The sequence below is a fragment of the Janthinobacterium sp. PLB04 genome, from assembly GCF_021165895.1.
GTDB lineage: Bacteria > Pseudomonadota > Gammaproteobacteria > Burkholderiales > Burkholderiaceae_D > Janthinobacterium > Janthinobacterium lividum.
In genome coordinates this window covers 1,168,728-1,192,247 of sequence record NZ_CP088968.1, presented here as the reverse complement: position 1 = coordinate 1,192,247, position 23,520 = coordinate 1,168,728, and the positions used below count along the sequence as shown (strand labels likewise).

Below are 23,520 nucleotides of genomic sequence, written 5' to 3'. Positions count from 1 at the left end.
GAACAAACCACACTATTAAGTGAAAACTAAAGCGCAATCGGCGCGCTCAAAGTCAATAGCGTTGCCAGCTTGTCAGTGAATTTTAGCCGAATCCCCCCTCTCTGCCGAAAATTGCGCGCCAAATGACAATGTTTCTCATTAATAGGCTATTTCGCGGGGTAGTTTGATAATGCCGAGGCCGATCCGCGCTATAATCGCCGGTTCTGTCCGAAATACCGTTTCAACAAATTTGAATTCAGGTCTTTGCGGATTCTTTCTCTCTGTAGCGGTTGCCCAGGGAATGGCCTGGGGCACTGCTGACCGTTGTACATTTATGGGGGGTTGGGATGTCCGATCTGGCTACTCACGCCAAGCTGGCGCGTTCAAACGCGCAACTTCCGGTCCACGTCTATTTTGACGAAACGCTGTTGCAGCGTGAAATGCAGCAATTGTTCCAAGCCGGCCCGCGCTATGTCGGGCATGAGCTGATGGTGCCGGAAACCGGCGATTTTGCGACCCTGGCGTCTGAGAACGAAGGGCGCATGCTCGTGCGCAACGCCAATGGCATCGAAGTGCTGTCCAACGTGTGCCGTCACCGGCAGGCGCTGATGTTCAATGGCCGCGGCAATGCGAATCATATCGTCTGCCCGCTGCACCGCTGGACCTACGACCTCAAGGGTGAATTGATCGGCGCGCCGCATTTCCCCGAGACGCCGTGCCTGAACCTGTCGAAAACGCCGCTGCAAAGCTGGAATGGCTTGCTGTTCGAGCAAAACGGCTACAACGTGATGGAAAAATTGAAAGATTTGTCCGTCTCGAAAGACCTCGATTTTTCCGGCTATATGTTCGACCACGTGGAAATCCACGAGTGCGACTACAACTGGAAGACCTTCATCGAAGTCTATCTGGAAGACTATCACGTGGAACCGTTCCACCCGGGCCTGGGCAGCTTCGTCAGCTGCGACGACCTGCGCTGGGAATTCGGCAAGGATTACAGCGTGCAAACGGTGGGCGTGCACCGCGGCTTGCAGCAAGCCGGCTCGCCTGCCTACAAGAAATGGCAGGAGCAGGTGCTGCAATTCCGCGGCGGCGAAGCGCCGCCGTATGGCGCCATCTGGCTGACCCTGTATCCGAACATCATGGTCGAATGGTATCCGCACGTGCTGGTCGTCTCGACCCTGTGGCCCGACGGCCCGCAAAAGACGCGCAACGTGGTGGAGTTTTATTACCCGGAAGAAATTGTGTTGTTCGAGCGTGACTTCGTCGAAGCGGAACGGGCTGCCTACATGGAAACCTGTGTCGAGGACGATGAAATCGCCCAACGCATGGACGCGGGCCGCAAGGCCCTGATGGCGCGCGGCGTCAGCGAAGTGGGCCCTTACCAGTCGCCGATGGAAGATGGCATGCAGCATTTCCACGAGTGGTACCGCAACAATATCGAACTGTAGTCCCTCAAGGGCCGCCTCGTGCGGCCTTTTTTTATCCCCGCGTTTTTCAGGAATCAGATGCAATCTCTTTGGATGCTGTTTGCAAGTTTCATGTTCGCCATCATGGGCGTGTGCGTCAAGCTGGCGTCGGATATGTATTCGACGTCCGAAATCGTCATGTACCGCGGCATCATCGGCATGACCGTCATGAGCTGCACCATCCTCTATCAGGGCGGCAGCTTTAAAACCACGATGCCGGGCCAGCATCTGTGGCGCGGCGTGGTAGGCGTGATCGCCCTGTGGCTGTGGTTTTATGCCATCGCCATCCTGCCGCTGGCCACTGCCATGACCCTGAACTATATGGCGCCCATCTGGATCGCCGTGATCCTGCTGGCGGGCGGCTGGTGGAAGGCAACGCAGCAAGTCGAGTGGCCGCTGGTGGCGGCCATTGCCATGAGCTTTGTCGGCGTGACCCTGCTGCTGCAACCCGTGTTCGAGACGGACCAGGCGGCTGGCGCCATCACGGCCTTGATTTCCGGCATGCTGTCGGCCCTCGCCTACCTGCAGGTGCGCAAGCTGGGCCTGCTGGGCGAACCCGAATACCGGGTCGTGTTTTATTTCTCGGTCGTCAATTTCCTCGCTGGCGTGATCGGCCACGTGGCCAGCGCCGGCGGCGGCCCCGTCGTCTGGCACGCGCACACGAGCGGCTACGGCATCGGCTTGCTGGCCGCCATCGGCCTGTGCGCCACCATGGCGCAGATGGCCATGACGCGCGCCTATCGCCTGGGCAAGACCCTCGTGGTTGCAAACCTGCAATACACGGGCATCGTCTTTTCCAGCTTCTGGGGCGTGGTGATCTTTGGCGACCTGTTCGACTGGCATGGCTGGGCCGGCATCGGCATCATTCTCGCTTCCGGCATCGCGGCAACCTATTACAATACCCGCAACACGGCCCGTGGCGCGGCGATCGCGCGCACGGATCCCATCGCCAGCGAAGTGTAAAGGAGCGTTCCTGATGTACACCACCCTGATACAGGCCAGCGAACTGGCCAGCCACCTGAATGACAGCAACTGGGTCATCCTCGATTGCCGCCACGACTTGCTCAACCCGACGGCCGGCAGCGACGCGTTTGCCGCCGGCCACATCCAGAACGCCCAGTTCGCCGATATCGACACGGCCCTGTCCGGCCCCAAGACGGCGCGCGGCGCGGACTTTACCGGACGCCATCCGCTGCCCGACCGCAACGCCCTGCTGGCCACCCTGCGCGGCTGGGGCATCAATGACGACACGCAAGTGGTCGCCTATGACGGGCAAGGCGGCATGTTCGCCGCCCGTTTGTGGTGGCTGCTGCGCTGGGTCGGCCATCCAGCCGTGGCCGTGCTCGACGGCGGCCTGGCCGGCTGGCAGGCGCAAGGCTTGCCGCTGGTCACACCGGTGGCGCCCCGCCCTGCCGGCAACCTGACGGAAAAAGCCAGCCTGACGCGCACGGCCAGCGTGCAGGACGTCGTTGCCAACCTGGAAACCCAGGCGTTGACGGTGATCGACGCGCGCGCGCCCGACCGTTATCGCGGAGAAAACGAAACCATCGACCCCGTGGGCGGCCATATCCCCGGCGCGAAAAACCGTTTCTTCAAGGACAACCTGCTGCCAGACGGCCGTTTTAAAAGCGCGGAAGAACTCAGGCAGGACTTCAGTGCCTTGGTCGCCTCGCCGCAGGCAGCCATCCTGCAGTGCGGTTCCGGCGTGACGGCTTGCCACAACCTGCTGGCACTGGAAGTGGCAGGTTTGCCTGGCGCGGCCCTGTATCCGGGCTCGTGGAGCGAATGGTGCGCCGATCCGGCGCGGCCCGTGGCGACGGGGAGTTAAAAAAAATGGCGGACCAACTGGTCCGCCATTTCACCTGTGGGTAACTACGACGTTATCCCCAGCGCTTGATTCAAGCGCTCCAGTTCCGCCAGCCACGCTTGCTGGCTTGCCGGCTTCTGGTGGCGCGGCTTCCTTGCCAGGTCTTGCGCCAGCAATTGCTCCAGTTCGCACAAGCGTTCCAGCTGTTGATCCACGTCACTGTGCGCTAGCGCCAGCGCAGCCGTTTCCATTCGCGCCGGGGACGGCGGAGCCTGCCCATCTTCAAGGCGCAGGCGTGCATACGCGCTGGCCGCATCCGGCCACTCTTCCAGCCCGCCATCGGCCACCACCCAGTAGCGGTTGCAGGCCGTCTCGATCAGGTCGCGGTCGTGCGACACCAGCAGGCAGCCACCTGCAAAGCTGAGCAACGCTTGCCCCAGTTCCGCCTTGCCCTGCATGTCCAGGTGATTGCTGGGCTCGTCCAGCAGCAGCAAGTGGTAGCTGGCCAGGGACAGCCCCAGGAACAGCAGCCGCGCCCGCTCACCGCCGCTCAGGGTGGCCACCGTCTGGCCATGGCGCGCATACGGGAAACCGGCCGAGATCAACGCTTGCTTGCGCGCCACCTGGCTGCGCGCAGCCTCGTTTTGCACGGCAAACGGATACAGGGCGTCGGACAGGTCGGCCGTATCGGCCAGTTGTTTGAGCGACTGGTCGTAATAGCCGATGTTCGCCGCCTTGTGATAGCGCAAGTCGCTGCGCTCCTCCTGTGCCTGGATCGCTTGCCAGCACAGGCGCAGCAGCGACGACTTGCCGCTGCCGTTGGCGCCAAGCAAGGCGACCCGGTCGCCCGGTTTCAGCCACAGCTGGCCGACCTGGAACAGCACGGGAGACGCGGGCACGGCGCGCACATCCAGCCAGTCGAGCGCCAGCAGCTGGTCGGCCGCCAGCGCCTTGCCGCGCAGACTCAAGCGCCAGGGCGCGCCGTCGCTGACGAACGATTGCACATCCTTCAGCTTGTCGATGCGCCGCTGCATGGTCTTGGCCTTGCGCGCCAGGTCTTCATTGTCATAGGTGCGGCCCCACAAGGCTAGGCGGGCGCTGCTGGCCGACAGGCGGTCGATTTCTTTCTGTTCAGCCGCATGCCGGGCGGCAGCGGCTACGTCCGCCTCGGCCAGCGCCGCCAGCGCGGGGCCGCACGGCAAATCAAAATCGTACAGGCGGCTATCGCGCAAGATCCAGCTGCGCGTGGCCACGTTGTCGAGCAGGCGCTGGTCGTGCGAGACGAGGATGAAGGCGCCGCGCCAGGCCAGCAGGAATTGCTCCAGCCACAGCAGCGACGGCAAGTCCAGGTGATTGCTCGGTTCGTCGAGCAGCAGCACGTTCGGCTCCTGCAGCAGGGCACGCCCCAGCAATAGTCTCGTGTGCTGGCCGCCGGACAGCGAATGCACGGGCACTTGCGCCGTTTCTTGGTCAAAACCCAGTTCGGCCAGCAGGCTGTCGACCCGCCAATGCAATTCCGGCTGCTCCAGCACGGGCGCCAGCAAGGCGTCGTACAGGCTCAGCTTGGCAAGTTCTGGCGGCAAGTGCTGCTCCACGTGCTGCAAGCGGCAGGCACGAGCATAGTGGATGGTGCCGGCAGTGGCTTCTCGCGTGCCGCTGAGCAATCCCAGCAAGGTGGATTTGCCGCAGCCATTGTGGCCGATCAGGCCGATCCGGTCGCCCTGGCGCAAGGTAAAGGCGAGTTCGTTGAAGAGGAAACCGTCGTGGGTATCTAGTTGTAAAGCTTGTGTAGAGATAAGGGTAGTCATGGCTCTTGTCTTTGTTCGGGATGCAAGCATCCGCGTTAACAGGAGCGCTAACGACAACGGAGTACCAGGAAAGGACTCGTCTGGGAGGGTGACTTTGCTCTGGCCAGGTTATCGCAGCGCGATAGAACGTGGGCAAGAGCTGGCAAATGCGCTTAAAGAGCGTGCGCGCCACAAGGCGAGCAACAAGTTTTCTTCCATTATATTTTCCTCCTTTCTGTGCAAGTTAGTCAGAAAGGCAATATAGCATAGGTAGCACTGCGCCGGCAGCGCCAGGCATCAACCACCGTGACGCTTATGCGTCAGGAACAGCACGATGCACACGCCCAGTGCGATCAACAGCACTTGCGGAATGGTTTCGCGCAAGGTGGCGCGGCGCTGCATCTGCGGCATCAAGTCGCTCAAGGCAATATAGATAAAGCCGGACGAGGCGAACACGAGCACGTAAGGAATCAGATTGCTGGCGCGGTCCAGGGTGAAATAGCCGAGCAAGCCGCCCGCCACCGCCATCAGGCTGCACAGCAGATTGAAGATATACGCGCGCAGGCGCGAGAAACCGGCATTGAGCAGCACGATGAAGTCGCCGATTTCCTGCGGGATTTCATGCGCGATGATGGCCAGGCCCGTCACCAGGCCCAGTTTCGGGTCGGCCAGGAAAGCGGCGGCGATCAGGATGCCGTCCGTAAAGTTGTGCATGCCGTCGCCCACTAAAATCATCCAGCCGGCCTTGCCCGCCTCGTGCTTGTCGTGGCCGTGCGCATGGTGGTGGCCATCGCCTTCGTGGTGGTGCGAATGGCGCAAAATCGCGAATTTTTCCAGCATGAAAAAGGCCAGCAAGCCCGCCAGCAGGGTGGCGAATAGACTGCGCGGATCCGCCTGCGATTCGAACGCTTCGGGCAAGGCGTGCAGCAGGGACGTCGACAACATGATGCCGACGGACAAGCTGACCATGCGCTCGACCACTTTGGAGAGGAATGCAAACGAAAAGATCGCCGCCGCGGTAATGCTGAACACGCCCGCGATCGTGGTCGCGAGCAAAATGGATATAAGGACGGGATCGATGATTTTCTTACCTCAAAATGGCGCCGGGTCACTGGCGCCCGCGATGCTGGCGTCTGGCCTGATGAATGCGTTGTTATCTATTGTTTAATTTTTTGCGCGTTTGGCGGCAGCGTCGCGCGATGAAGATGCAATTGTACTGCATTGGCGCGCACCGGGCATTTTACAGCCCGGTGCGTCTTTCGCGTCAATTTATGGAAGATGCGGTATGTTTCTGTTGCAGATCACGCCACGCCGTGGCTTTTGAACCAGGCCAGGCAGCGCGCATAACCGTCTTTCGCATCGGCCGCCACATAGCTGGGGCGGTAATCGGCATTGAAGGCGTGGCCCGCATCGGGATACACGACAAACTCGGATGGGTTGCCACCCTTGGCCAGCGCATCCTTCATCTTGCCGATCGATTCCTGGCTGATGCCCGTATCCTTGCCGCCATACAAGCCCAGCACGGGAACCTTCAAGGTAGCGGCGATATCGATGGGATTGCTCGGCTGCAAGGCAGTCGGCTCGCCGACCAGGCGGCCATACCAGGCCACGCCCGCCTTGACGGCCGGATTGTGCGCCGCGTACAGCCAGGTGATGCGCCCGCCCCAGCAAAAGCCGGTGATGCCCAAACGGCTCGTATCGCCGCCATTCTGTTTCGCCCATGCCACCACCGCATCGAGGTCCGCCATCACTTGCGCGTCCGGCGTCTTGGCGATGATGCCTTTCATCAACTCCGGGATGCTGCCCACCTTGGTGGGATCGCCCTGGCGCACGAACAAATCGGGCGCCAGCGCCAGATAACCCTGCTTGGCGAAACGGCGCGCCATGTCGGCGATATGTTCATGCACACCAAAGATTTCCGAAATGACCAGTACCACGGGCAAACCCGTCTTGCCCTCCGGCTGCGCCGCATACACGGGCACGGCCTGGCCATCGACCATCACCGACATGTGGCCCGTGACGAGCCCGGCGGAATCCGTCTTGATGACGTTTTGCGCCGCCACGGGCAAGACGGCCACGGCAAAGCCAGTGCCCAGCGCCACCTTCAGGAAACCACGCCGGCCATCCGGCCCGGACAAGCTGCTCTGGCCCAGCAAACTTTCACAATCGGTGATCATGTCGCTCATGCGTTTCTCCTGAAGGTATTGCGTTTGGAAATGTCGGCTGACGCTGGGCTAAGCCGACCTACGGTCATTGCTCAAGTAAACATGTAGGTCGGCTTAGCGGGGCATGCCCCGCGTAAGCCGACGCAGCATCAATGCGCTTCGTCCCAGTTCCTGCCGACGCCCACCTCGGCCGTCAGCGGCACTTTCAGCGCGGCCACGCCCGCCATCAGTTCCGGCAGCTTGCGCTTGACCAATTCGAGCTCCGCGTCCGGCACTTCCAGCACCAGTTCATCGTGCACTTGCATGATCATCTTCGTTTGCAAGTTGTCCGTTTCCAGCCAACCTTGCACGGCGATCATGGCCAGCTTGATCAGGTCGGCGGCCGTGCCCTGCATCGGCGCGTTGATCGCCGCCCGTTCCGCGCCCTGGCGGCGCGGGCCGTTCGGCGAATTGATTTCCGGCAGCCACAAACGGCGGCCGAACACGGTTTCCACGTAGCCGCGCGCCTTGGCTTGCTGGCGCGTGTCTTCCATATACTGTTTCACACCGGAGAAGCGGGCAAAGTAGCGGTCGATATAGCTTTGCGCGGCCGTGCGGTCCACGCCCAGGTTACCGGCCAGGCCGAACGCGCTCATGCCGTAGATCAAACCAAAGTTGATGACCTTGGCGTAGCGCCGCTGTTCGCTTTGTACTTCCGCGGCCGGCACGCCAAAGATTTCGGCGGCCGTGGCGCGGTGAATGTCGATGCCGTCGGCAAACGCGCGCAGCATGGCTTCGTCGCCAGAGATATGCGCCATGATGCGCAATTCGATCTGCGAATAGTCGGCCGAGACGATGTGGCTGCCGGGCGGCGCAATAAACGCTTCGCGGATGCGCCGGCCTTCCGCGCTGCGGATGGGGATATTCTGCAAGTTCGGGTCGTTCGACGCCAATCGTCCCGTCACGGCCACGGCTTGCGCATAGTTCGTATGCACCCTGCCCGTGGTGACGTTGATCATCTTCGGCAATTTATCCGTGTACGTCGACTTCAGCTTGGCCATGCCGCGGTATTCCAGCAACACTTTGGGCAATGGATAATCCTCGGCCAGCTTTTGCAGCACTTCTTCATCCGTCGATGGCGCGCCCGTCGGGGTTTTCTTGACTACCGGCAGTTTCAATTTCTCAAAGAAAATCTCGCCGATCTGCTTGGGCGAACCCAGGTTGAATGGCTGCTCGGCCAGTTCATACGCCTTCTTTTCCAGTTCGAGAATTTTCACGGCCAGCTCGGCCGACTGGATGTTGAGCAATTCGTCATCGATCAGCACGCCGTTGCGCTCGATCTTTTGCAAGACCACGGCCGTCGGCATCTCGATCTTTTCATAGATGAAGGTCAGCTTGTCATCATTCGCCACGTTGCCCCACATGGCATTGTGCAAGCGCAAGGTGACGTCGGCATCCTCGGCTGCATATTTCGCCGCCTGCTCTACCTCGACTTGATTGAACGTGATCTGCTTGGCGCCCTTGCCGCACACGTCCTCGAACGGGATCGTCGTGTAGTTCAGGTGGCGCAGGGCCAGGCTGTCCATGTCGTGCTTCTTGTGCGATTCAAACACATACGATTCAAGCAGGGTATCGTGAGCGATGCCGCGCAACGTCACGCCGTGGTTGGCGAAGATGTGGCTGTCGTATTTCAGGTTCTGCCCCAGCTTGGGCTTGTTCGCATCTTCCAGCCACGGGCGCAATTTCGCCAGCACGTGTTCACGCGTTAATTGCTCGGGCGCGCCCGCGTAGTCGTGGGCCAGCGGGATGTAGCAGGCAGCGTGCTCGGCCACGGAGAGGGAAATGCCGACCATTTGCGCCGTCATCGGCTCCAGCGAGGTGGTTTCCGTATCGACGGCCGTCAAAGCCGCCGCATCGATCAGGGCAATCCATTTGTCCAGCTGCTCGTCCGTCAGCACGGTTTCATAGGCGGCTTCCACGGCCGGGGCTGCATCGGCGAACATGTCGCCCGTCGTGTTGGCAGCAGCGGCACCGGCAGTTGCCGGTGCGCCAACAGGCGACATCGGCGGCGGCACCGCGCCCAGTTCGCGCAGCAGGGCCTTGAAGCCGTAGCGCTGGAAGAAGGCCAGCAGCGCTTCCTTGTCTTCGTGTTTCGCCACCAGCGAGTCGGCGATGGTCGTCATGTGTTCGGACAAGTCGCAATCGGTCTTGACGGTGATCAAGGCGCGCGCCTGCGGCAGCCAAGGCAGGGCCGTGCGCAGATTTTCACCCACGGCGCCGCCCACCTTGGCCGCGTTTTCCATCACGCCTTCCAGGCTGTCGTACAAGGTCAGCCATTTGACGGCCGTCTTCGGGCCGCATTTCGATACGCCCGGCACGTTGTCCACGGTATCGCCGATCAGCGACAGATAATCGATGATGCGGTTCGGTGGCACGCCGAATTTGACCAGCACGGCCGCTTCATCGAGCTTTTCGTTGCTCATGGTATTGATCAGGGTCACCTGGCTGTTGACCAGCTGCGCCAGGTCCTTGTCGCCAGTCGACACCACCACGTTCATGCCGGCGGCGGCCGCCTGCACGGCCAGCGTGCCGATCACGTCGTCCGCCTCCACGCCGTCGACCATCAGGATGGGCCAGCCCATGGCACGCACGGCTTCGTGGATCGGCTCGATCTGCAGGCGCAGGTCGTCCGGCATCGAGGCGCGCGTGGCCTTGTATTCGGGATACATGTCGTCACGGAAAGTTTTACCTTTGGCATCGAACACGCAGGCGATGTAGGCGGCCGGGTAATCGGCGCGCAGGCGGCGCAGCATGTTGACCATGCCGTGCATGGCGCCCGTGGGATAGCCATCCGGGCTGCGCAGGTCGGGCAGCGCATGGAAGGCACGATAAAGGTAACTGGAACCGTCGACTAACAGCAGGGTGTTTTGCATAATGCCAATAAAATAAGGTGAGCCGCGCCAGCCGGGAAGAAACAGCGGCGGACGGGCGGAATATCGCACAATTATCGCAGAGTTTAGGGCCGCGCCACCGGCCGCAACGCGTGCCGTTCCTGGCGTTTTTATCACCCCGGCAGCCCCGTGCGGGCGCGCGGGCGGCCGCTGCGAGCCATTTCGGCGCATTAATCAGCCGTATTAAGCAGCATTGCCTACCAGTTTGTTACAATGCCTTATAGATAAATTGACGGCACTACACCACTGCACGCGCTGCAGTCCCTCACATGGAAGCGAACCCATCATGATGCGTACATCGACACTCTGGACATTCCTCGCCCTGCCCCTGCTGGCATGTTCGGCCATCGCCAGCACCCAGACGCCGGCCAAACCGAGTGACGCGCCGCCACAGCTCGAACGTATCGAGGAAATGGGCGAAGCGCCCATCACCGTGGCACCGGCCGCGGCCAAGCAGCAGATTACCGAGAAACGCGAAGCGGGCGTGACGTCCGAAGTGAAAGTGACGAGCGGCGGCAGCACCTATTACATGAAGCCGGCCGCCGGCGGCGACCAGGCCCACAGCGGCGCCCTGCGCGGCCCGCAATGGAAAGTACTGGAATTTGATCTGGGCAAGAAGAAACAGAAACAACGCGATGAAGAGGCAGCGGACGCGCCAGCACCGCCCGCACCAGCGAAGTAAGCAGCCACTCTCTTCTGCCCTGCCCCGGCCACCTGCGGGGCAGCCGGCTTTTTTTGACCTTTTAGACCAATCCTCTCTTTCCCATGGCAGTTTTTACCGCGCTACACCTGGACGATATCGGCCAGTGGATCACGCAGTTTCCACTCGGCAAACCTCTGGCGCTCAAGGGCATCGCGTCCGGCATCGAAAACAGCAATTTCTTCCTGAGCACGGAGCGCGGCGAGTACGTGCTGACGATCTTTGAAAACCTCAGCTTCGAGCAATTGCCGTTTTATCTGCAACTGATGCGCCATTTGGCGGACCGGGGCGTACTGGTGCCGGCGCCGATCGCCAATGCGAACGGCGAACTGGTGACGGCCCTGCAAGGCAAGCCGGCCGCCATCGTCAGCAAACTCGACGGCAGCTCGCAGATGGCGCCGCAGGCCGTGCATTGCGCGGCCGTGGGAGCCATGCTGGCGAAGATGCACCTGGCGGCGCAGGACTTCCCCCTGCAACAGCCGAATTTGCGGGGACTGGACTGGTGGAACACCACCACGCCGCTGGTCCTGCACCACCTCGACGATGCCAGGGCGCACTTGCTGCGCGCGGAAATCCATTTCCAGGACGCGTTTGCTGCCTGCGATACGTATAAAGCCATCCCGCGCGGTCCCGTGCATGCCGACTTGTTCCGCAACAACGTCATGTTTGACGGCGAACAACTGACGGGCTTTTTCGACTTTTACTTTGCCGGCTGCGACACCTGGCTGTTCGACGTGGCCGTCACCGTCAACGACTGGTGCGTGGACCTGGACACGGGCGTGCTCGACACGGTGCGCGTGCGCGCCCTGCTCGACGCCTACCAGGCCGTGCGCCCGTTTACGCACGAAGAACAAACGGCATGGCAACCGATGCTGCGCGCCGCCGCGCTGCGCTTCTGGCTGTCGCGCCTGTACGATTATTACCAGCCGCGCGAAGCGGAAATGCTGACCCCGCACGATCCCACGCATTTCGAACGCATTCTGCGCGAACGTATCGCCACACCTGCTCCGGAACTGTTTTAAACATGGAAAAATTACCTGCAAGTACAGGTTGGCAATGGGTGAAACAAGGCTTCGCCCTGTTTCGCAAGCAACCTGGCGGCATGTCGATGCTGTTTCTCGGCTATATGTTCTGCATGCTGGCCGTCAGCATCGTGCCCGTGCTCGGCCAGATGCTGCCCGTCATCCTGGTCCCCGTGTTTTCCGTCGCCTTCGTGCAAGGCTGCCTGAACATCGACCAGGGCAAGCGCGTCTTGCCCAGTTTGCTGATCTCGGGCTTCCGCAAGCCCGCGTTTCCTTCCCTGTTCGGCCTGGGCGTGCTGTACATCCTGATGGCCATCGTGGCCATCGGCGCCTCGACTTTGGTGGACGACGGCTTGCTGTGGCAACTGGTCACCGGGCAATTGACGGAAGAGGCGGCGCGCACCGCCATCCCCGAATCGCGCCTGGGCCTCGGCATCCTGCTGGCCATCGTGCTGTACGTGCCGGCCGCCATGGCCTTCTGCTTTGCCGCACCGCTGATCTACTGGAAACAAACCGGGCTGGGCAAGGCGCTGTTCTTCAGCTTTTTCGCCGTCTGGCGTTCGCTGTCGGCCTTCATCGTCTTCGCCGCCACCTGGTTCGCCATCAGCGTCGTCACCAGCCAATTGCTGGCCGTCATCTTTGGCCGCACGCCGCTGATGATGCAGCTGATGATGCCGCTGTCGATGATTCTCACCATCATCATGCATTGCTCGTTCTACGCCGCCTACCGCCAGATCTTCGGCTTGCCCGTCGATGAGAGCAAGACGGTGTCGCTGGATAAGCCGAACGACTGATTGCTACGCCGCATAAGAAAAGGGCAGCCTGCGCAGGCTGCCCTTTTCTTATTTGCCGAATGCCTTGCAATGCCACACACAGGCCGGATTAGCCGAAGGCGTCATCCGACACCATTGCTGGCCTCGCAGCGTCGGATTACGCGGCGTTCCGCCGCTAATCCGACCTACGCCCATTACCGCCCCAGGCGTTCCAGTTTCGCGATACCCAGGTCCAGCACCTTCATGCCGTGCTGGCCAAAGTTGATCTGCGCGCGCGCATTGCCGCCGCCGCCTTCGATATTGACGATCACGCCTTCGCCGAACTTGGCGTGCGCCACGGATTCGCCGATGCGCCAGCCGCCGCCCGTGGCTTTTTGCGCGATCTTTTGTGCAATCGCATTGTCCGAACCCAGGCTGGCCACCTTGGGCGCCTCGTCCCAGGCCGACTTGCGGTTGCCGAACCAGTTCGCCTGCACCTTCGGCGACAGCCATTTCAAGGATTCTTCCGGCAATTCGTCGAAGAAGCGCGATTTCATGTTGTAGCGCGTCTGGCCATGCAGCATGCGCGTCTGCGAAAAGCTCATGTACAGCCGCTTGCGCGCGCGCGTGATGGCCACGTACATCAGCCGGCGTTCCTCTTCCACGCCATTGTCTTCCTTCGAGCTGCTTTCGTGCGGAAACAAGCCCTCTTCCAGGCCCGTGATGAACACGTTGTCGAATTCCAGGCCCTTGGCCGAGTGCACGGTCATCATCTGCAGCGCATCCTGGCCCGCCTGCGCCTGGTTGTCGCCCGCTTCCAGCGACGCGTGCGACAGGAAGGCGGACAGCGGCGACATCACGGCCGGCAGCGGCGCGTCGGCATCGAGGATTTCGATGCCGTCCTGGTTGACGACGGGCGCGCCCGATTGCGCCTGGGCGGCAGGGCCCAGATGGGCCGGCGCGCTCTGGCCGAAACCTTCTTCGGAAATGAACTGGCTGGCCGCGCTGACCATCTGCTCCAAGTTCTCGATGCGGTCGGCGCCCTCTTTTTCATTTTGATAATGTTGCAGCAAGGTACTCGCTTCCAGCACCACTCTGACCATTTCCGGCAAGGACAATTGCTGCGTTTCGAAACGCACGCCCTCGATCAGCTTGACGAAACCGGCCAGCACGCTGCCCGCCTTGCCCGCCACATACGGCACGGCCGCATACAGCGAAATGCCGTACTGCTCCGACGCGGCCTGCAATTGCTCGATCGAGCGCATGCCGATGCCCCGCGTGGGGAAATTGACCACGCGCAGGAAGGCCGAATCGTTGTGCGGATTGTCCATCAATTGCAAATAGGCAATCGCGTGCTTGACTTCGGCGCGCTGGAAATAGCGCTGGCCGCCATACACGTGATACGGAATCGCGGCCGAGAACAGCGCGTGCTCGATCACGCGCGACTGCGCATTCGAGCGGTACAAGATGGCGATTTCGCTGCGCGAGGCGCCATCGGCGATCAGGCTTTTCGCCTCTTCGATGATCCACTGCGCTTCCTGCAGATCGGAACTAGCTTCATACACGCGCACCTGCTCGCCATGGCCCGCGTCCGTGCGCAGATTCTTGCCCAGGCGCTTGCTGTTGTTCGCAATCAGCACGTTGGCGCTGTCGAGGATGTGGCCGTGCGAGCGGTAGTTCTGCTCCAGCTTGATCAAGTTCTTGACCTGGAACTCGTGCTCGAAGGCGCTCATGTTGCCCACGTTGGCGCCGCGGAACGCATAGATGCTCTGGTCATCGTCGCCGACGGCAAACAGGGCGCCGCCATCGCGGCTGCCGTGGCCGGCCAGCAATTTGAGCCAGTTGTATTGCAGGTTATTCGTATCCTGGAACTCGTCCACGAGGATGTGACGGAAACGGGCCTGGTAGTGTTCACGCAGAGGCTGGTTACGGCTCAGCAATTCATACGTGCGCAACAGCAATTCCGCGAAATCGACGACGCCTTCGCGCTGGCACTGGTCGTCGTACAGCTGATACAGCTCGACCATCTTGCGCTCGTGCGCGTCGTACGCTTCCACGTCCGTGGCGCGCAAACCCTGGTCCTTGGCATTGTTGATGAAATACATCACCGTCTTCGGCGGGAATTTTTCATCATCGATGTTATTCGCCTTCAACAAGCGCTTGATCACCGACAATTGATCCTGCGAATCGAGGATCTGGAACGTCTGCGGCAAGGCCGCGTCGCGGTAGTGCGTGCGCAGCAAGCGGTTGCACAGGCCGTGGAAGGTGCCGATCCACATGCCGCGCGTGTTGATCGGCAGCATGGCCGAAAGGCGCGTGAGCATTTCCTTGGCGGCTTTATTGGTAAACGTCACGGCCAGGATGCCGGGCGGCGATACCTGCTGGGTCTGGATCAGCCACGCGATGCGGGTGGTCAGCACGCGGGTCTTGCCAGAACCGGCGCCTGCCAGGATCAGCGCATGCTGCGCCGGCAAGGTGACGGCAGCCAATTGTTCGGGATTGAGGTTGTGAAGAAGATTTTGCATGCCGTGATTATACCGGCATGGCTAAAAATACTGTGCATTTGTCCAGCGGTCGCGCCGTATTCGCCGCGTGCGCGCTACAATCGGCATCACTGCACAGCTGACGAAAACATGCCCATGACACCTCCCAGCCACCTCGATGGCGCCCGCGTACTGGCCTGGGCCTGGTCCGGCCTGCCCTTCGGCCACGTCACCAGTGAAGACGGCGCCGCCCCCATCGCCATTCACGGCCTGGCCGTGTGCCGCTATGGGGACGACGCGCAAGTCTACCGTTTCAGCTGCGACGCGCATTGGGAAACGGTACAGGATGAGGTGCATGCCGGCGAGCACGACGCCAGGGAGCAGCTGCCGGCGCAATACCGCGCCGTGGCCGCCGTGTGGAACACACCGTGAGTTACGCCATCCGCGCAGCCACCGGCGCCGACCTGCCCCTGCTGGCCCAGGTCGAGCGCAGCGCCGCAACCCTGTTTGCCCAGGCAGGCCCCGAACTGGCGTGGCTGGCGCAGGGAGAACCCTTGCCACTGAGCACCTTGCAGATGCTGCGGCAGCATGGCGGCGTATGGGTGGCCGCCGATGGCCAGGACCGGCCATCGGGTTTCCTGGCCGCCCAGCCGCTCGACGGCCAGTGGTTCATCGTGGAATTGTCCGTTGCCCTGCCACATCAACGGCAGGGCCTGGGGGCGCGCCTGCTCGACGCGGCGGCGGCCCATGCCCGGGCGCTGCGCTGCGCATACCTGACACTGAGCACTTATCGCCACCTGCCATGGAACGCGCCCTACTATGCGCGCCACGGTTTCAGCGCAATCGAGGCCGCGGCGCTGGGCGCGGGTCACGCGCTCAAGCTGGCGCGCGAAGCGCAGGACGGGCACGATCCGGCGCTGCGCTGCCTGATGCGCAAGCCACTGGCCCGCTGATTCAGCAAAACATTCAGCGCACCAGCTTTGCCTTGCCTTCGCTGAGCGCCTGGGCGATCACCTGGCGCGTGGTCTTGTCGGCGATCTTGACGACTTTTTCCTGCTGGCGGCCCAGGTCGTCCATTTGCTTGCCCAGCGCTTCCATCGGCTTGCTGCGCTGCTCCATCTGGCGCGACATCTGCTCCATTTTCTCGGCCTCGCGCTCGTGCACGTCGGCGATGCGGTCGTTGATCTTTTCCATTTCTTCCTGCGCATCTTCCATCTGCTGCTGCAGGCGTTCCACGTCGCGCTCGGCCTCACGGCGCGCCGTGCCGCTCGTTGCCAGCGCCTGGCGGCGCGAGGCGTCGCCGAGCTTGCGGCCCAGCTCCTGCTGCTGGCGGCCCAGCGCGCGCAGCTGTTCCGACTCGCGCGCGCTGCCCTTTTCCAGGCTGCGGGCGCCCATCTTGCGGCCCATTTCACCCATGGCCTTGCCGTGCGCGCCCATTTGATCGCCAAGCGCGCTCATCTCCTTGCCCAGCTGTTTCGAGGGCAGCCATGCCGTACGCACCTTGCCCAGCAAGGCCGCATCCTGCAGCACGTAGGCCTGCCCCTGGTCGCGGAACCACAGGAAGGGGCCCTTGATCGAGCGCTTGAGCTTTTCCACCTGCTGCGAATGAATATCGCTGTCGATAACGATGACGCCCTCGCTATCCCTCGTGCCATCGACCAGCGCATAGCTTTCGCCCTTGTCGAGCGAGCGGCTGACCTGCACGCTGGGCGCGGCTGGTGCGGCCGGGGGCGCGGGCGGTTGCGGCGGCTGCACGGCCAGCGCGCTGCCGCCAAGCAGGATACCGGCCAGGCTGAGGATCAAACGGTGGGAAGTGGACATGGCTGCCTCGTCGCAAAAGTAGTGGAGCATTGACTGTAGCGGCAACCGAATCTGGCCTCCAGCGCGTTGCGACAGGCTGCAAAAAGACCTGACTGAATGGCAAACACCGGCGATGGATGGCATCCGGGCAAAAAAAAACGGAGGCCGCAGCCTCCGCAAAAACGCCGTGGTACGGCGTATTTCAATTAAATTTCAATGAATTAATACAGCACGACGGAGCGGATCGATTCACCGCTCTTCATCAAGTCGAAACCTTGATTAATATCATCGAGCTTCAGCCTGTGCGTGATCAAATCGTCGATATTGAGCTTGCCTTCCATATACCAGTCAACGATCTTCGGCACGTCCGTGCGTCCCCGCGCGCCGCCGAAGGCGGAACCCTTCCACACGCGTCCCGTCACCAGCTGGAATGGACGGGTGGAAATTTCCTGGCCGGCCGCCGCCACGCCGATGATGATGGACTGGCCCCAGCCCTTGTGGCAGCACTCGAGCGACTGGCGCATGGTGGTGGTGTTGCCGATGCATTCAAACGAATAGTCGGCGCCGCCGTCCGTCAGCTGCACGATAGTGTCGACAACGTTTTCCACCTCGTTGGCGTTGACGAAATGCGTCATGCCGAACTTGCGCGCGATGGCCTGGCGCGCCGGGTTGATGTCCACGCCGATGATCTTGTCGGCGCCAACCATCTTCGCCGCCTGGATCACATTCAGGCCGATGCCGCCCAGGCCGAACACGACCACGTTGGCGCCCGCCTCGACCTTGGCCGTAAACAGCACGGCGCCCACGCCCGTCGTCACGCCGCAGCCGATGTAGCAGACTTTGTCGAATGGAGCATCTTCGCGGATCTTCGCCAGGGCGATTTCCGGCACGACGATGTAGTTCGAGAAGGTGGACGTGCCCATGTAGTGGAAGATGGGCTTGCCGTCGATGGAAAAGCGCGACGTCGCGTCCGGCATCAGGCCGCGGCCCTGGGTCGAGCGGATCGACTGGCACAGGTTGGTTTTTTGCGACAGACAGAATTTGCACTGGCGGCATTCCGGCGTGTACAGGGGAATGACGTGGTCATCCTTCTTCAGGCTTTTCACGCCCGGGCCCACGTCGACGACGATGCCGGCGCCTTCATGGCCGAGGATCGACGGGAAGATGCCTTCCGGATCGGCGCCCGACAGGGTGTAGTAATCGGTATGGCAAATGCCCGTGGCTTTGATCTCGACCAGTACTTCGCCCTCGCGCGGGCCGGCCAGGTCGACTTCTTCGATCGTCAGCGGGGCGCCCGCCTTCCATGCAATCGCTGCTTTGGTTTTCATGTGTGTCCTGTCTATGGTTGAACCAGGCGCGCCAGCGCGCCGTATCGCCACATCATAACAAGGCAAGCGCCGACGTGCCACGCCGGCGCCGGTGCAACGCTTACTTGAAACACTTACTTGGTTTTCGCCCGGTTCAAAAAGGCGCCGTGCAGGCCGTTCAGGGTTTCTTCGGCCAGCAGCAGCTGGCTGGCGATTTCATTGATCTTGCGGCGGCTGGAACGGGCGTGGTCGCGCAGCACTTCGAAGGCCGTGTTGCGGTCCGTCTGGAACTTACCCATCAGCAAACCGACAGCCAGGCTCGTTTCGCGGCCGGCGGCCAGCGCCGCATTCAGGTTCAGTTCGGTGCGCCGGAGCTGGCGGATTTCATCGGCGCGCGCCAGACCCGCTTCAAACGCGGGCATCAAGCGGCCTTCATCGACGGGTTTGACGACATAGCCGACGGCGCCATAGGCGGCCGCCTGCTTGCCCGATTCGCTGTCGCCGCTGCCGGACAGGAACATGAACGGCACGGCCGTTTCGCCATGCAGGCGCTTGGCCAGCTCCAGGCCGGACATGCCCGGCATGTGGATGTCGAGCAAGGCCAGGTCGGGCTCGCGCTGGGCAATCAGCTGCAGCGCCACTTCGGCCGAATGGGCCAGGGCCGTCTCGTAGCCGGCATGGCGCAGGACTTCGCCGAGGAATTCCAACAGGAGTTGGTCATCGTCAACGATCAGGATAAGGCGTTTCGCGGCGGCTGGCTGACTCATGGGCAAAGGGACCTCGGTAATGAATGATGCTCTTATTATATGCCGATTATCCGCCCAAACCAGCCCTGCACCCGCATGCTCATGCCGCAAACAAGTGATTGAATTGCTGCACCGCAATATTCACATCGTCCGCCTGGTATTCTTTGCCAAAGACGCTGCTGATGGCCGCCACCATGTCGGCGCCGCGCGCGACCAGCGGCGCCGCGTTCTCCGGCGTCATGCCGCCGATCACCACGCAGGGCAAGGCGATCTCGCGCTTGGCCTGCAGCACGATATCCAATGGTGTCGTGACCGGATACTTTTTCACCAGCGAGGGATAAAAGCCGCCGAAGGCCACATAGCTGGCACCGCCAGCGTCTGCCGTCCGCGCCAGGGCCATGTCGCCATAGCACGAGGCGCCGATGAGCTTCTCCTTGCCCAGGCGCGCGCGCACCTGCGCGACGGACGCATCCGTGCCGCCCACGTGCACGCCGTCCGCGTCGAGCTCTTCGCACAGCTCGATAAAATCGTTGATGATGAAAGGCACGCCATACTTGCGGGCCAGGGCCAGCAAGGCGCCCGCCTGCTCGCGCCGCTGTTCCGCCTCGGCGCTCTTGTGGCGGTATTGCAGCAGGGCCACGCCACCGTGCAAAGCCTGTTCCGTGATATCGAGCAGGCGGTCGGTGTCATCCCAGTTCGGGGTAACCAGATACAGTCCACGCATGATGTTTTCCTTATTGAATGAATCGTTGCGGTATCAGCTGGCCTGGCGCAACCGCATACGCGCCGGCCAGGGCCGCATGGCAATAGGCTTGCGCTCCATCAAGCGCTTCGGGCAATGCCTGGCCCAGTGCCAGGCGCGCCGCGATGGCGGACGCCAGGGTGCAGCCGCTGCCGTGGAATTCGCCGGGCAGGCGCGGCCAGCGCCACTCGCGCGCCCTGTCCTCGCCATCGTGCCAACGGTTGACGATCACCTCGCCTTCGCCATGGCCGCCCGTCACCAGCACGTTCTTGCAGCCTTGCGCGCGCAGGTTTTTCTCGCCACCGAGGGCCGCCGCTTCCGGCCCGTTCGGTACGATGACGGTAGTCACCGGCAACAAGGGCGCCAGCGCCAGCACGGCGTCGTCCCGGCTGAGCACGTCGCCATGGCCGCTGGCCAGCACGGGATCGAGCACGACAGGCAAATCCGGCCGGACCAGCCGCAATTGCGCGATCAGTTGCGCGATGACGGCCGCATTCGCGGCGCTGCCGGGAATGCCGATCTTCACGGCATCGATGGCGATCTTGTCGATCAGCGCCTGCGCTTGGCGGCGCAGCAATTCCGGGGCCACAGGCTCGACAGCAAACACGCGGTCGTTGTCCTGCACCGTCAGCGCCGTGATGACAGGCAAGGCATGCGCGCCCTGCGCGGCAATCGCCACGATATCGGCGGCGATGCCGGCGCCGCCCGACGGATCGGCGCCGGCAAACACCAGCACCGTCGGCCGGCTCCCCGGCTTCACGCCAGGCGGCCCGCCATCGGCGACGATGGCGAAGCAGCGAATTTACGCGGCATGCGCCCCGCCAGGAATGCTTCGCGCCCGGCCCGCACGGCCAGCTTCATGGCATGCGCCATGCGCACGGGGTCGCGCGCACCGGCGATGGCTGTATTCATCAGCACGCCATCGCAGCCGAGTTCCATGGCAATGGCCGCATCCGACGCCGTGCCCACGCCTGCGTCCACCAGCACGGGTACTTTCGCCTGATCGATGATCAGCGACAAGTTCCACGGATTCAGGATGCCCATGCCCGAGCCGATCAGCGACGCCAGCGGCATGACGGCCACGCAGCCGATGTCCTCCAGAATCTTCGCCTGGATGGGGTCATCGCTGCAGTAGACCATCACGTCGAAGCCATCCTTGACCAGCGCTTCTGCCGCAACCAGGGTTTCCGGCATGTGCGGAAACAAGGTTTTTTCGTCGCCCAGCACTTCCAGCTTCACCAGATTGCGCCCGCCCAAGAGCTCGCGTGCCAGTTGCAGGGTGTAGACGGCATCTTTTGCGTTGTAGCAGCCGGCCGTGTTCGGCAAAATCGTGTACTGGTCCGGTGGCACGAAATCGAGCAGGCTGGGCGCGTTCGGGTCCTGGCCGATATTGACCCTGCGGATCGCCACCGTGATGATCTGCGCTTCCGCCGCATCCGTTGCTTCGCGCGTCTGCGGCAAATCCTTGTACTTGCCGCTGCCCACCAGCAGGCGCGATGGGTACTGCTTTCCTGCGATGGTCAGCAGGTCGTTGTTTGTTGCGGTATTCATGTGTTCTTCCTTAAGTTTTTAAACGTTCGAAGAAAACCGTAGCGAGCGGCGATGATTTGTGGCCGAGACGCGCAACCGTGCTTGAGCACGGTGAGCATCGCAGGCCGCAAAGCGCGACGCGCAGTAGGTTTGCTTGGACGTTTTCAGCCACCGCCGATGGCGCGTACTATCTCCACGTGATCCTGCGTTTCCAGGACCCGGTCCTGCCACGCCTTGCGCGGCACGACGCTGCGGTTGACGGCCAGCGCCAGCGCCTGGTTTTCCAGCGACAGGGCGGCGATCAATTGATCGAGGGTTTGGCCCGGCGGCACCTGGTGCGGTGCGCCGTTGAGCGTGATGGATATCAATGCAGGCATCACGCTCTCCTTCAGACCTTGCGGTACAGCTCGGCGCCGTTCTTGATGAATTCGATGGCCTTGATTTCCATGCCCTGCTTGAGCGCCTTGTCTTCCGCGATACCCATGCCGGCCGCGTATTCGCGCACCTCCTGCGTGATCTTCATCGAGCAGAAATGGGGGCCGCACATGGAGCAGAAATGCGCCACCTTGGCCGAATCCTTGGGCAGGGTTTCATCGTGGAATTCGCGCGCCTTGTCCGGGTCCAGGCCGATGTTGAACTGGTCGTCCCAGCGGAATTCGAAGCGGGCTTTCGACAGCGCGTTGTCGCGGATTTGCGCGCCCGGATGGCCCTTGGCCAGGTCGGCCGCATGCGCCGCGATTTTATACGTGATGATGCCATCCTTGACGTCCGCCTTGTTAGGCAGGCCCAGGTGTTCCTTCGGCGTCACATAGCACAGCATGGCCGTGCCATACCAGCCGATCATGGCCGCGCCGATGCCCGAGGTGATGTGGTCGTAGCCGGGCGCGATATCCGTCGTCAACGGTCCCAGGGTGTAGAACGGCGCTTCGCCGCACTGCTCCAGCTGCAAGTCCATGTTTTCCTTGATGAGCTGCATCGGTACGTGGCCGGGACCTTCGATCATCACCTGTACGTCGTGCTTCCACGCAACCTGCGTCAGTTCGCCCAGGGTTTTCAGTTCGCCCAGCTGCGCCTCGTCGTTGGCGTCGTAGATGGAACCGGGACGCAAACCGTCGCCCAGCGAGAACGACACGTCATACGCCTTCATGATTTCGCAGATTTCTTCGAAATGCGTGTACAGGAACGATTCCTGGTGGTGCGCCAGACACCATTTCGCCATGATGGAACCGCCGCGCGAGACGATGCCCGTCAAGCGCTTGGCCGTCATCGGCACATAGCGCAACAGCACGCCTGCATGGATGGTGAAGTAGTCGACGCCCTGCTCGGCCTGCTCGATCAGGGTGTCGCGGAAAATTTCCCAAGTTAAATCTTCGGCCTTGCCATTGACCTTTTCCAGCGCCTGGTAGATGGGCACGGTGCCGATGGGGACGGGGCTGTTGCGCACGATCCATTCGCGCGTCTCGTGGATATGTTTACCTGTGGACAGATCCATCACATTGTCGCCGCCCCAGCGGATGGCCCAGGTCATCTTTTCCACTTCCTCGCCAATCGACGAGGTGACGGCGGAATTGCCGATATTCGCATTGATCTTCACGAGGAAATTGCGGCCGATAATCATCGGTTCCACTTCCGGGTGGTTGATGTTGGCGGGAATGATGGCGCGGCCGCGGGCGATTTCCTCGCGCACGAATTCCGGCGTGATTTCCGCCGGGATGCTGGCGCCGAACGACTGGCCAGGATGCTGGCGGCCCATCAGGTCGGCCAGGCGTTCGCCCATGGGGCCGGAAGCTTTCAGCTCGCGCAAATATTCCTGCCGGCGCATGTTTTCGCGGATGGCGACGAATTCCATTTCCGGCGTGATGATGCCCTGGCGCGCGTAATGCATTTGCGTCACGTTCTTGCCGGCAATGGCGCGGCGCGGCTTGCGGTGCAGGTTGAAACGCAGCTCGGCCAGTTTCGGGTCCGCCAGGCGGGCGATGCCGTAATCGGAGGTCGGACCGGGCAATTCTTCCGTGTCGGCCCGTTCCATGATCCACGGCAGGCGCGGCGTGTCCAGGCCCGAGCGGATATCGATCTGCACGTCCGGATCCGTGTAGGGGCCGGACGTATCGTAGACGTAGATCGGCGGATTCTTTTCGCCGCCGAACGACGCTTCCGTGTCGGACTGGCTGATCTCGCGCATGGGCACGCGGATGTCGGGGCGGCTGCCTTGCACGTAAATCTTGCGCGAATTGGGCAGCGGCGCGATGGCGGCTTCGTCGACCGTGGCGGTGGCGGAGAGGAATTTCGGGTTGGCGTTCATTT

21 protein-coding genes are annotated in these 23,520 nt (G+C 62.0%); 8 read left to right on the top strand and 13 right to left on the bottom strand.

From position 1 onward, the window contains the following. Positions 1–326: 326 nt before the first annotated feature. Genes LSO07_RS05230 through LSO07_RS05220 form a run of 3 tightly spaced genes read left to right on the top strand, consistent with a single transcriptional unit; the run spans position 327 to position 3,273 of the window. Positions 327–1,427: an aromatic ring-hydroxylating oxygenase subunit alpha gene (locus tag LSO07_RS05230; RefSeq protein WP_092612841.1), complete on the top strand. Its 1,101-nt coding sequence runs from the start codon at positions 327–329 to the stop codon at positions 1,425–1,427. A 57-nt stretch (positions 1,428–1,484) separates the two neighbouring features. Continuing rightward, entirely contained in the window at positions 1,485–2,408 is a 924-nt protein-coding gene (locus LSO07_RS05225; protein WP_034784818.1) for a DMT family transporter, read from the top strand. Between the two features lie 13 nt (positions 2,409–2,421). Further along, positions 2,422–3,273: a sulfurtransferase gene (locus LSO07_RS05220; RefSeq protein WP_151092668.1), complete on the top strand. Its 852-nt coding sequence runs from the start codon at positions 2,422–2,424 to the stop codon at positions 3,271–3,273. A gap of 44 nt (positions 3,274–3,317) precedes the next feature. Here LSO07_RS05220 and LSO07_RS05215 read toward each other — a convergent pair whose 3' ends face one another. From LSO07_RS05215 to polA, 4 genes are all read right to left on the bottom strand, one after another. After that, positions 3,318–5,060, bottom strand: coding sequence for an ABC-F family ATP-binding cassette domain-containing protein (locus LSO07_RS05215; RefSeq protein WP_151092666.1), 1,743 nt, complete (start codon positions 5,058–5,060; stop codon positions 3,318–3,320). Between the two features lie 276 nt (positions 5,061–5,336). Further along, the gene (locus tag LSO07_RS05210; RefSeq protein WP_052140365.1) at positions 5,337–6,095 is read right to left on the bottom strand and encodes a ZIP family metal transporter; all 759 of its coding nucleotides are present in this window, start codon (positions 6,093–6,095) and stop codon (positions 5,337–5,339) included. A gap of 245 nt (positions 6,096–6,340) precedes the next feature. Continuing rightward, positions 6,341–7,225, bottom strand: coding sequence for a dienelactone hydrolase family protein (locus LSO07_RS05205; RefSeq protein ID WP_151092665.1), 885 nt, complete (start codon positions 7,223–7,225; stop codon positions 6,341–6,343). Positions 7,226–7,353: 128 nt separating this feature from the next. Beyond that, positions 7,354–10,116 carry a DNA polymerase I gene (gene polA / locus LSO07_RS05200; protein ID WP_151092663.1) on the bottom strand — a complete coding sequence of 921 codons (2,763 nt, stop codon included), beginning with the start codon at positions 10,114–10,116 and terminating at the stop codon, positions 7,354–7,356. A 304-nt stretch (positions 10,117–10,420) separates the two neighbouring features. Between polA and LSO07_RS05195 the strand changes: the two genes are divergently transcribed. The 3 genes from LSO07_RS05195 (at position 10,421) to LSO07_RS05185 (ending at position 12,650) form a co-directional block, all read left to right on the top strand. Continuing rightward, the gene (locus tag LSO07_RS05195; RefSeq protein WP_151092661.1) at positions 10,421–10,816 is read left to right on the top strand and encodes a hypothetical protein; all 396 of its coding nucleotides are present in this window, start codon (positions 10,421–10,423) and stop codon (positions 10,814–10,816) included. A gap of 83 nt (positions 10,817–10,899) precedes the next feature. Then, positions 10,900–11,856 (top strand): homoserine kinase, encoded by a 957-nt coding sequence (locus LSO07_RS05190; protein WP_151092659.1) that lies wholly within the window; start codon positions 10,900–10,902, stop codon positions 11,854–11,856. A 2-nt stretch (positions 11,857–11,858) separates the two neighbouring features. After that, complete coding sequence (locus tag LSO07_RS05185; RefSeq protein WP_034784808.1) at positions 11,859–12,650, top strand: BPSS1780 family membrane protein; 792 nt, start codon at positions 11,859–11,861, stop codon at positions 12,648–12,650. A gap of 173 nt (positions 12,651–12,823) precedes the next feature. On the opposite strand, the gene LSO07_RS05180 is transcribed toward LSO07_RS05185, so the two are convergent. Continuing rightward, positions 12,824–15,133, bottom strand: a complete 2,310-nt coding sequence (locus tag LSO07_RS05180) for a UvrD-helicase domain-containing protein (RefSeq protein ID WP_099395670.1) — start codon at positions 15,131–15,133, stop codon at positions 12,824–12,826. Between the two features lie 114 nt (positions 15,134–15,247). Between LSO07_RS05180 and LSO07_RS05175 the strand changes: the two genes are divergently transcribed. Then, complete coding sequence (locus LSO07_RS05175) at positions 15,248–15,523, top strand: hypothetical protein (RefSeq protein ID WP_208672451.1); 276 nt, start codon at positions 15,248–15,250, stop codon at positions 15,521–15,523. Then, a complete protein-coding gene (locus tag LSO07_RS05170) occupies positions 15,520–16,044 on the top strand; it encodes a GNAT family N-acetyltransferase (protein ID WP_225317186.1) in 525 nt (174 codons plus the stop codon). Before LSO07_RS05175 ends, LSO07_RS05170 begins: the two co-directional genes overlap by 4 nt. A gap of 13 nt (positions 16,045–16,057) precedes the next feature. Here LSO07_RS05170 and LSO07_RS05165 read toward each other — a convergent pair whose 3' ends face one another. From LSO07_RS05165 to thiC, 8 genes are all read right to left on the bottom strand, one after another. After that, on the bottom strand, positions 16,058–16,912 hold the full coding sequence (locus LSO07_RS05165; RefSeq protein ID WP_151092655.1) for a hypothetical protein: 855 nt from the start codon (positions 16,910–16,912) through the stop codon (positions 16,058–16,060). A gap of 200 nt (positions 16,913–17,112) precedes the next feature. After that, positions 17,113–18,219, bottom strand: a complete 1,107-nt coding sequence (locus LSO07_RS05160) for an S-(hydroxymethyl)glutathione dehydrogenase/class III alcohol dehydrogenase (protein ID WP_034749160.1) — start codon at positions 18,217–18,219, stop codon at positions 17,113–17,115. Between the two features lie 113 nt (positions 18,220–18,332). Next, a complete protein-coding gene (locus tag LSO07_RS05155) occupies positions 18,333–18,965 on the bottom strand; it encodes an ANTAR domain-containing response regulator (protein WP_034749164.1) in 633 nt (210 codons plus the stop codon). 79 nt (positions 18,966–19,044) lie between these two features. Beyond that, the gene (thiE, locus tag LSO07_RS05150) at positions 19,045–19,668 is read right to left on the bottom strand and encodes a thiamine phosphate synthase (RefSeq protein WP_151092653.1); all 624 of its coding nucleotides are present in this window, start codon (positions 19,666–19,668) and stop codon (positions 19,045–19,047) included. A gap of 10 nt (positions 19,669–19,678) precedes the next feature. Continuing rightward, entirely contained in the window at positions 19,679–20,446 is a 768-nt protein-coding gene (gene thiD / locus LSO07_RS05145; RefSeq protein WP_225317185.1) for a bifunctional hydroxymethylpyrimidine kinase/phosphomethylpyrimidine kinase, read from the bottom strand. Continuing rightward, entirely contained in the window at positions 20,443–21,237 is a 795-nt protein-coding gene (locus tag LSO07_RS05140) for a thiazole synthase (protein ID WP_099390046.1), read from the bottom strand. Before LSO07_RS05140 ends, thiD begins: the two co-directional genes overlap by 4 nt. A 143-nt stretch (positions 21,238–21,380) precedes the next feature. Beyond that, entirely contained in the window at positions 21,381–21,584 is a 204-nt protein-coding gene (thiS, locus tag LSO07_RS05135; protein WP_034785343.1) for a sulfur carrier protein ThiS, read from the bottom strand. A gap of 20 nt (positions 21,585–21,604) precedes the next feature. Then, the gene (gene thiC, locus LSO07_RS05130; RefSeq protein WP_034784795.1) at positions 21,605–23,518 is read right to left on the bottom strand and encodes a phosphomethylpyrimidine synthase ThiC; all 1,914 of its coding nucleotides are present in this window, start codon (positions 23,516–23,518) and stop codon (positions 21,605–21,607) included. Positions 23,519–23,520: the final 2 nt, after the last annotated feature.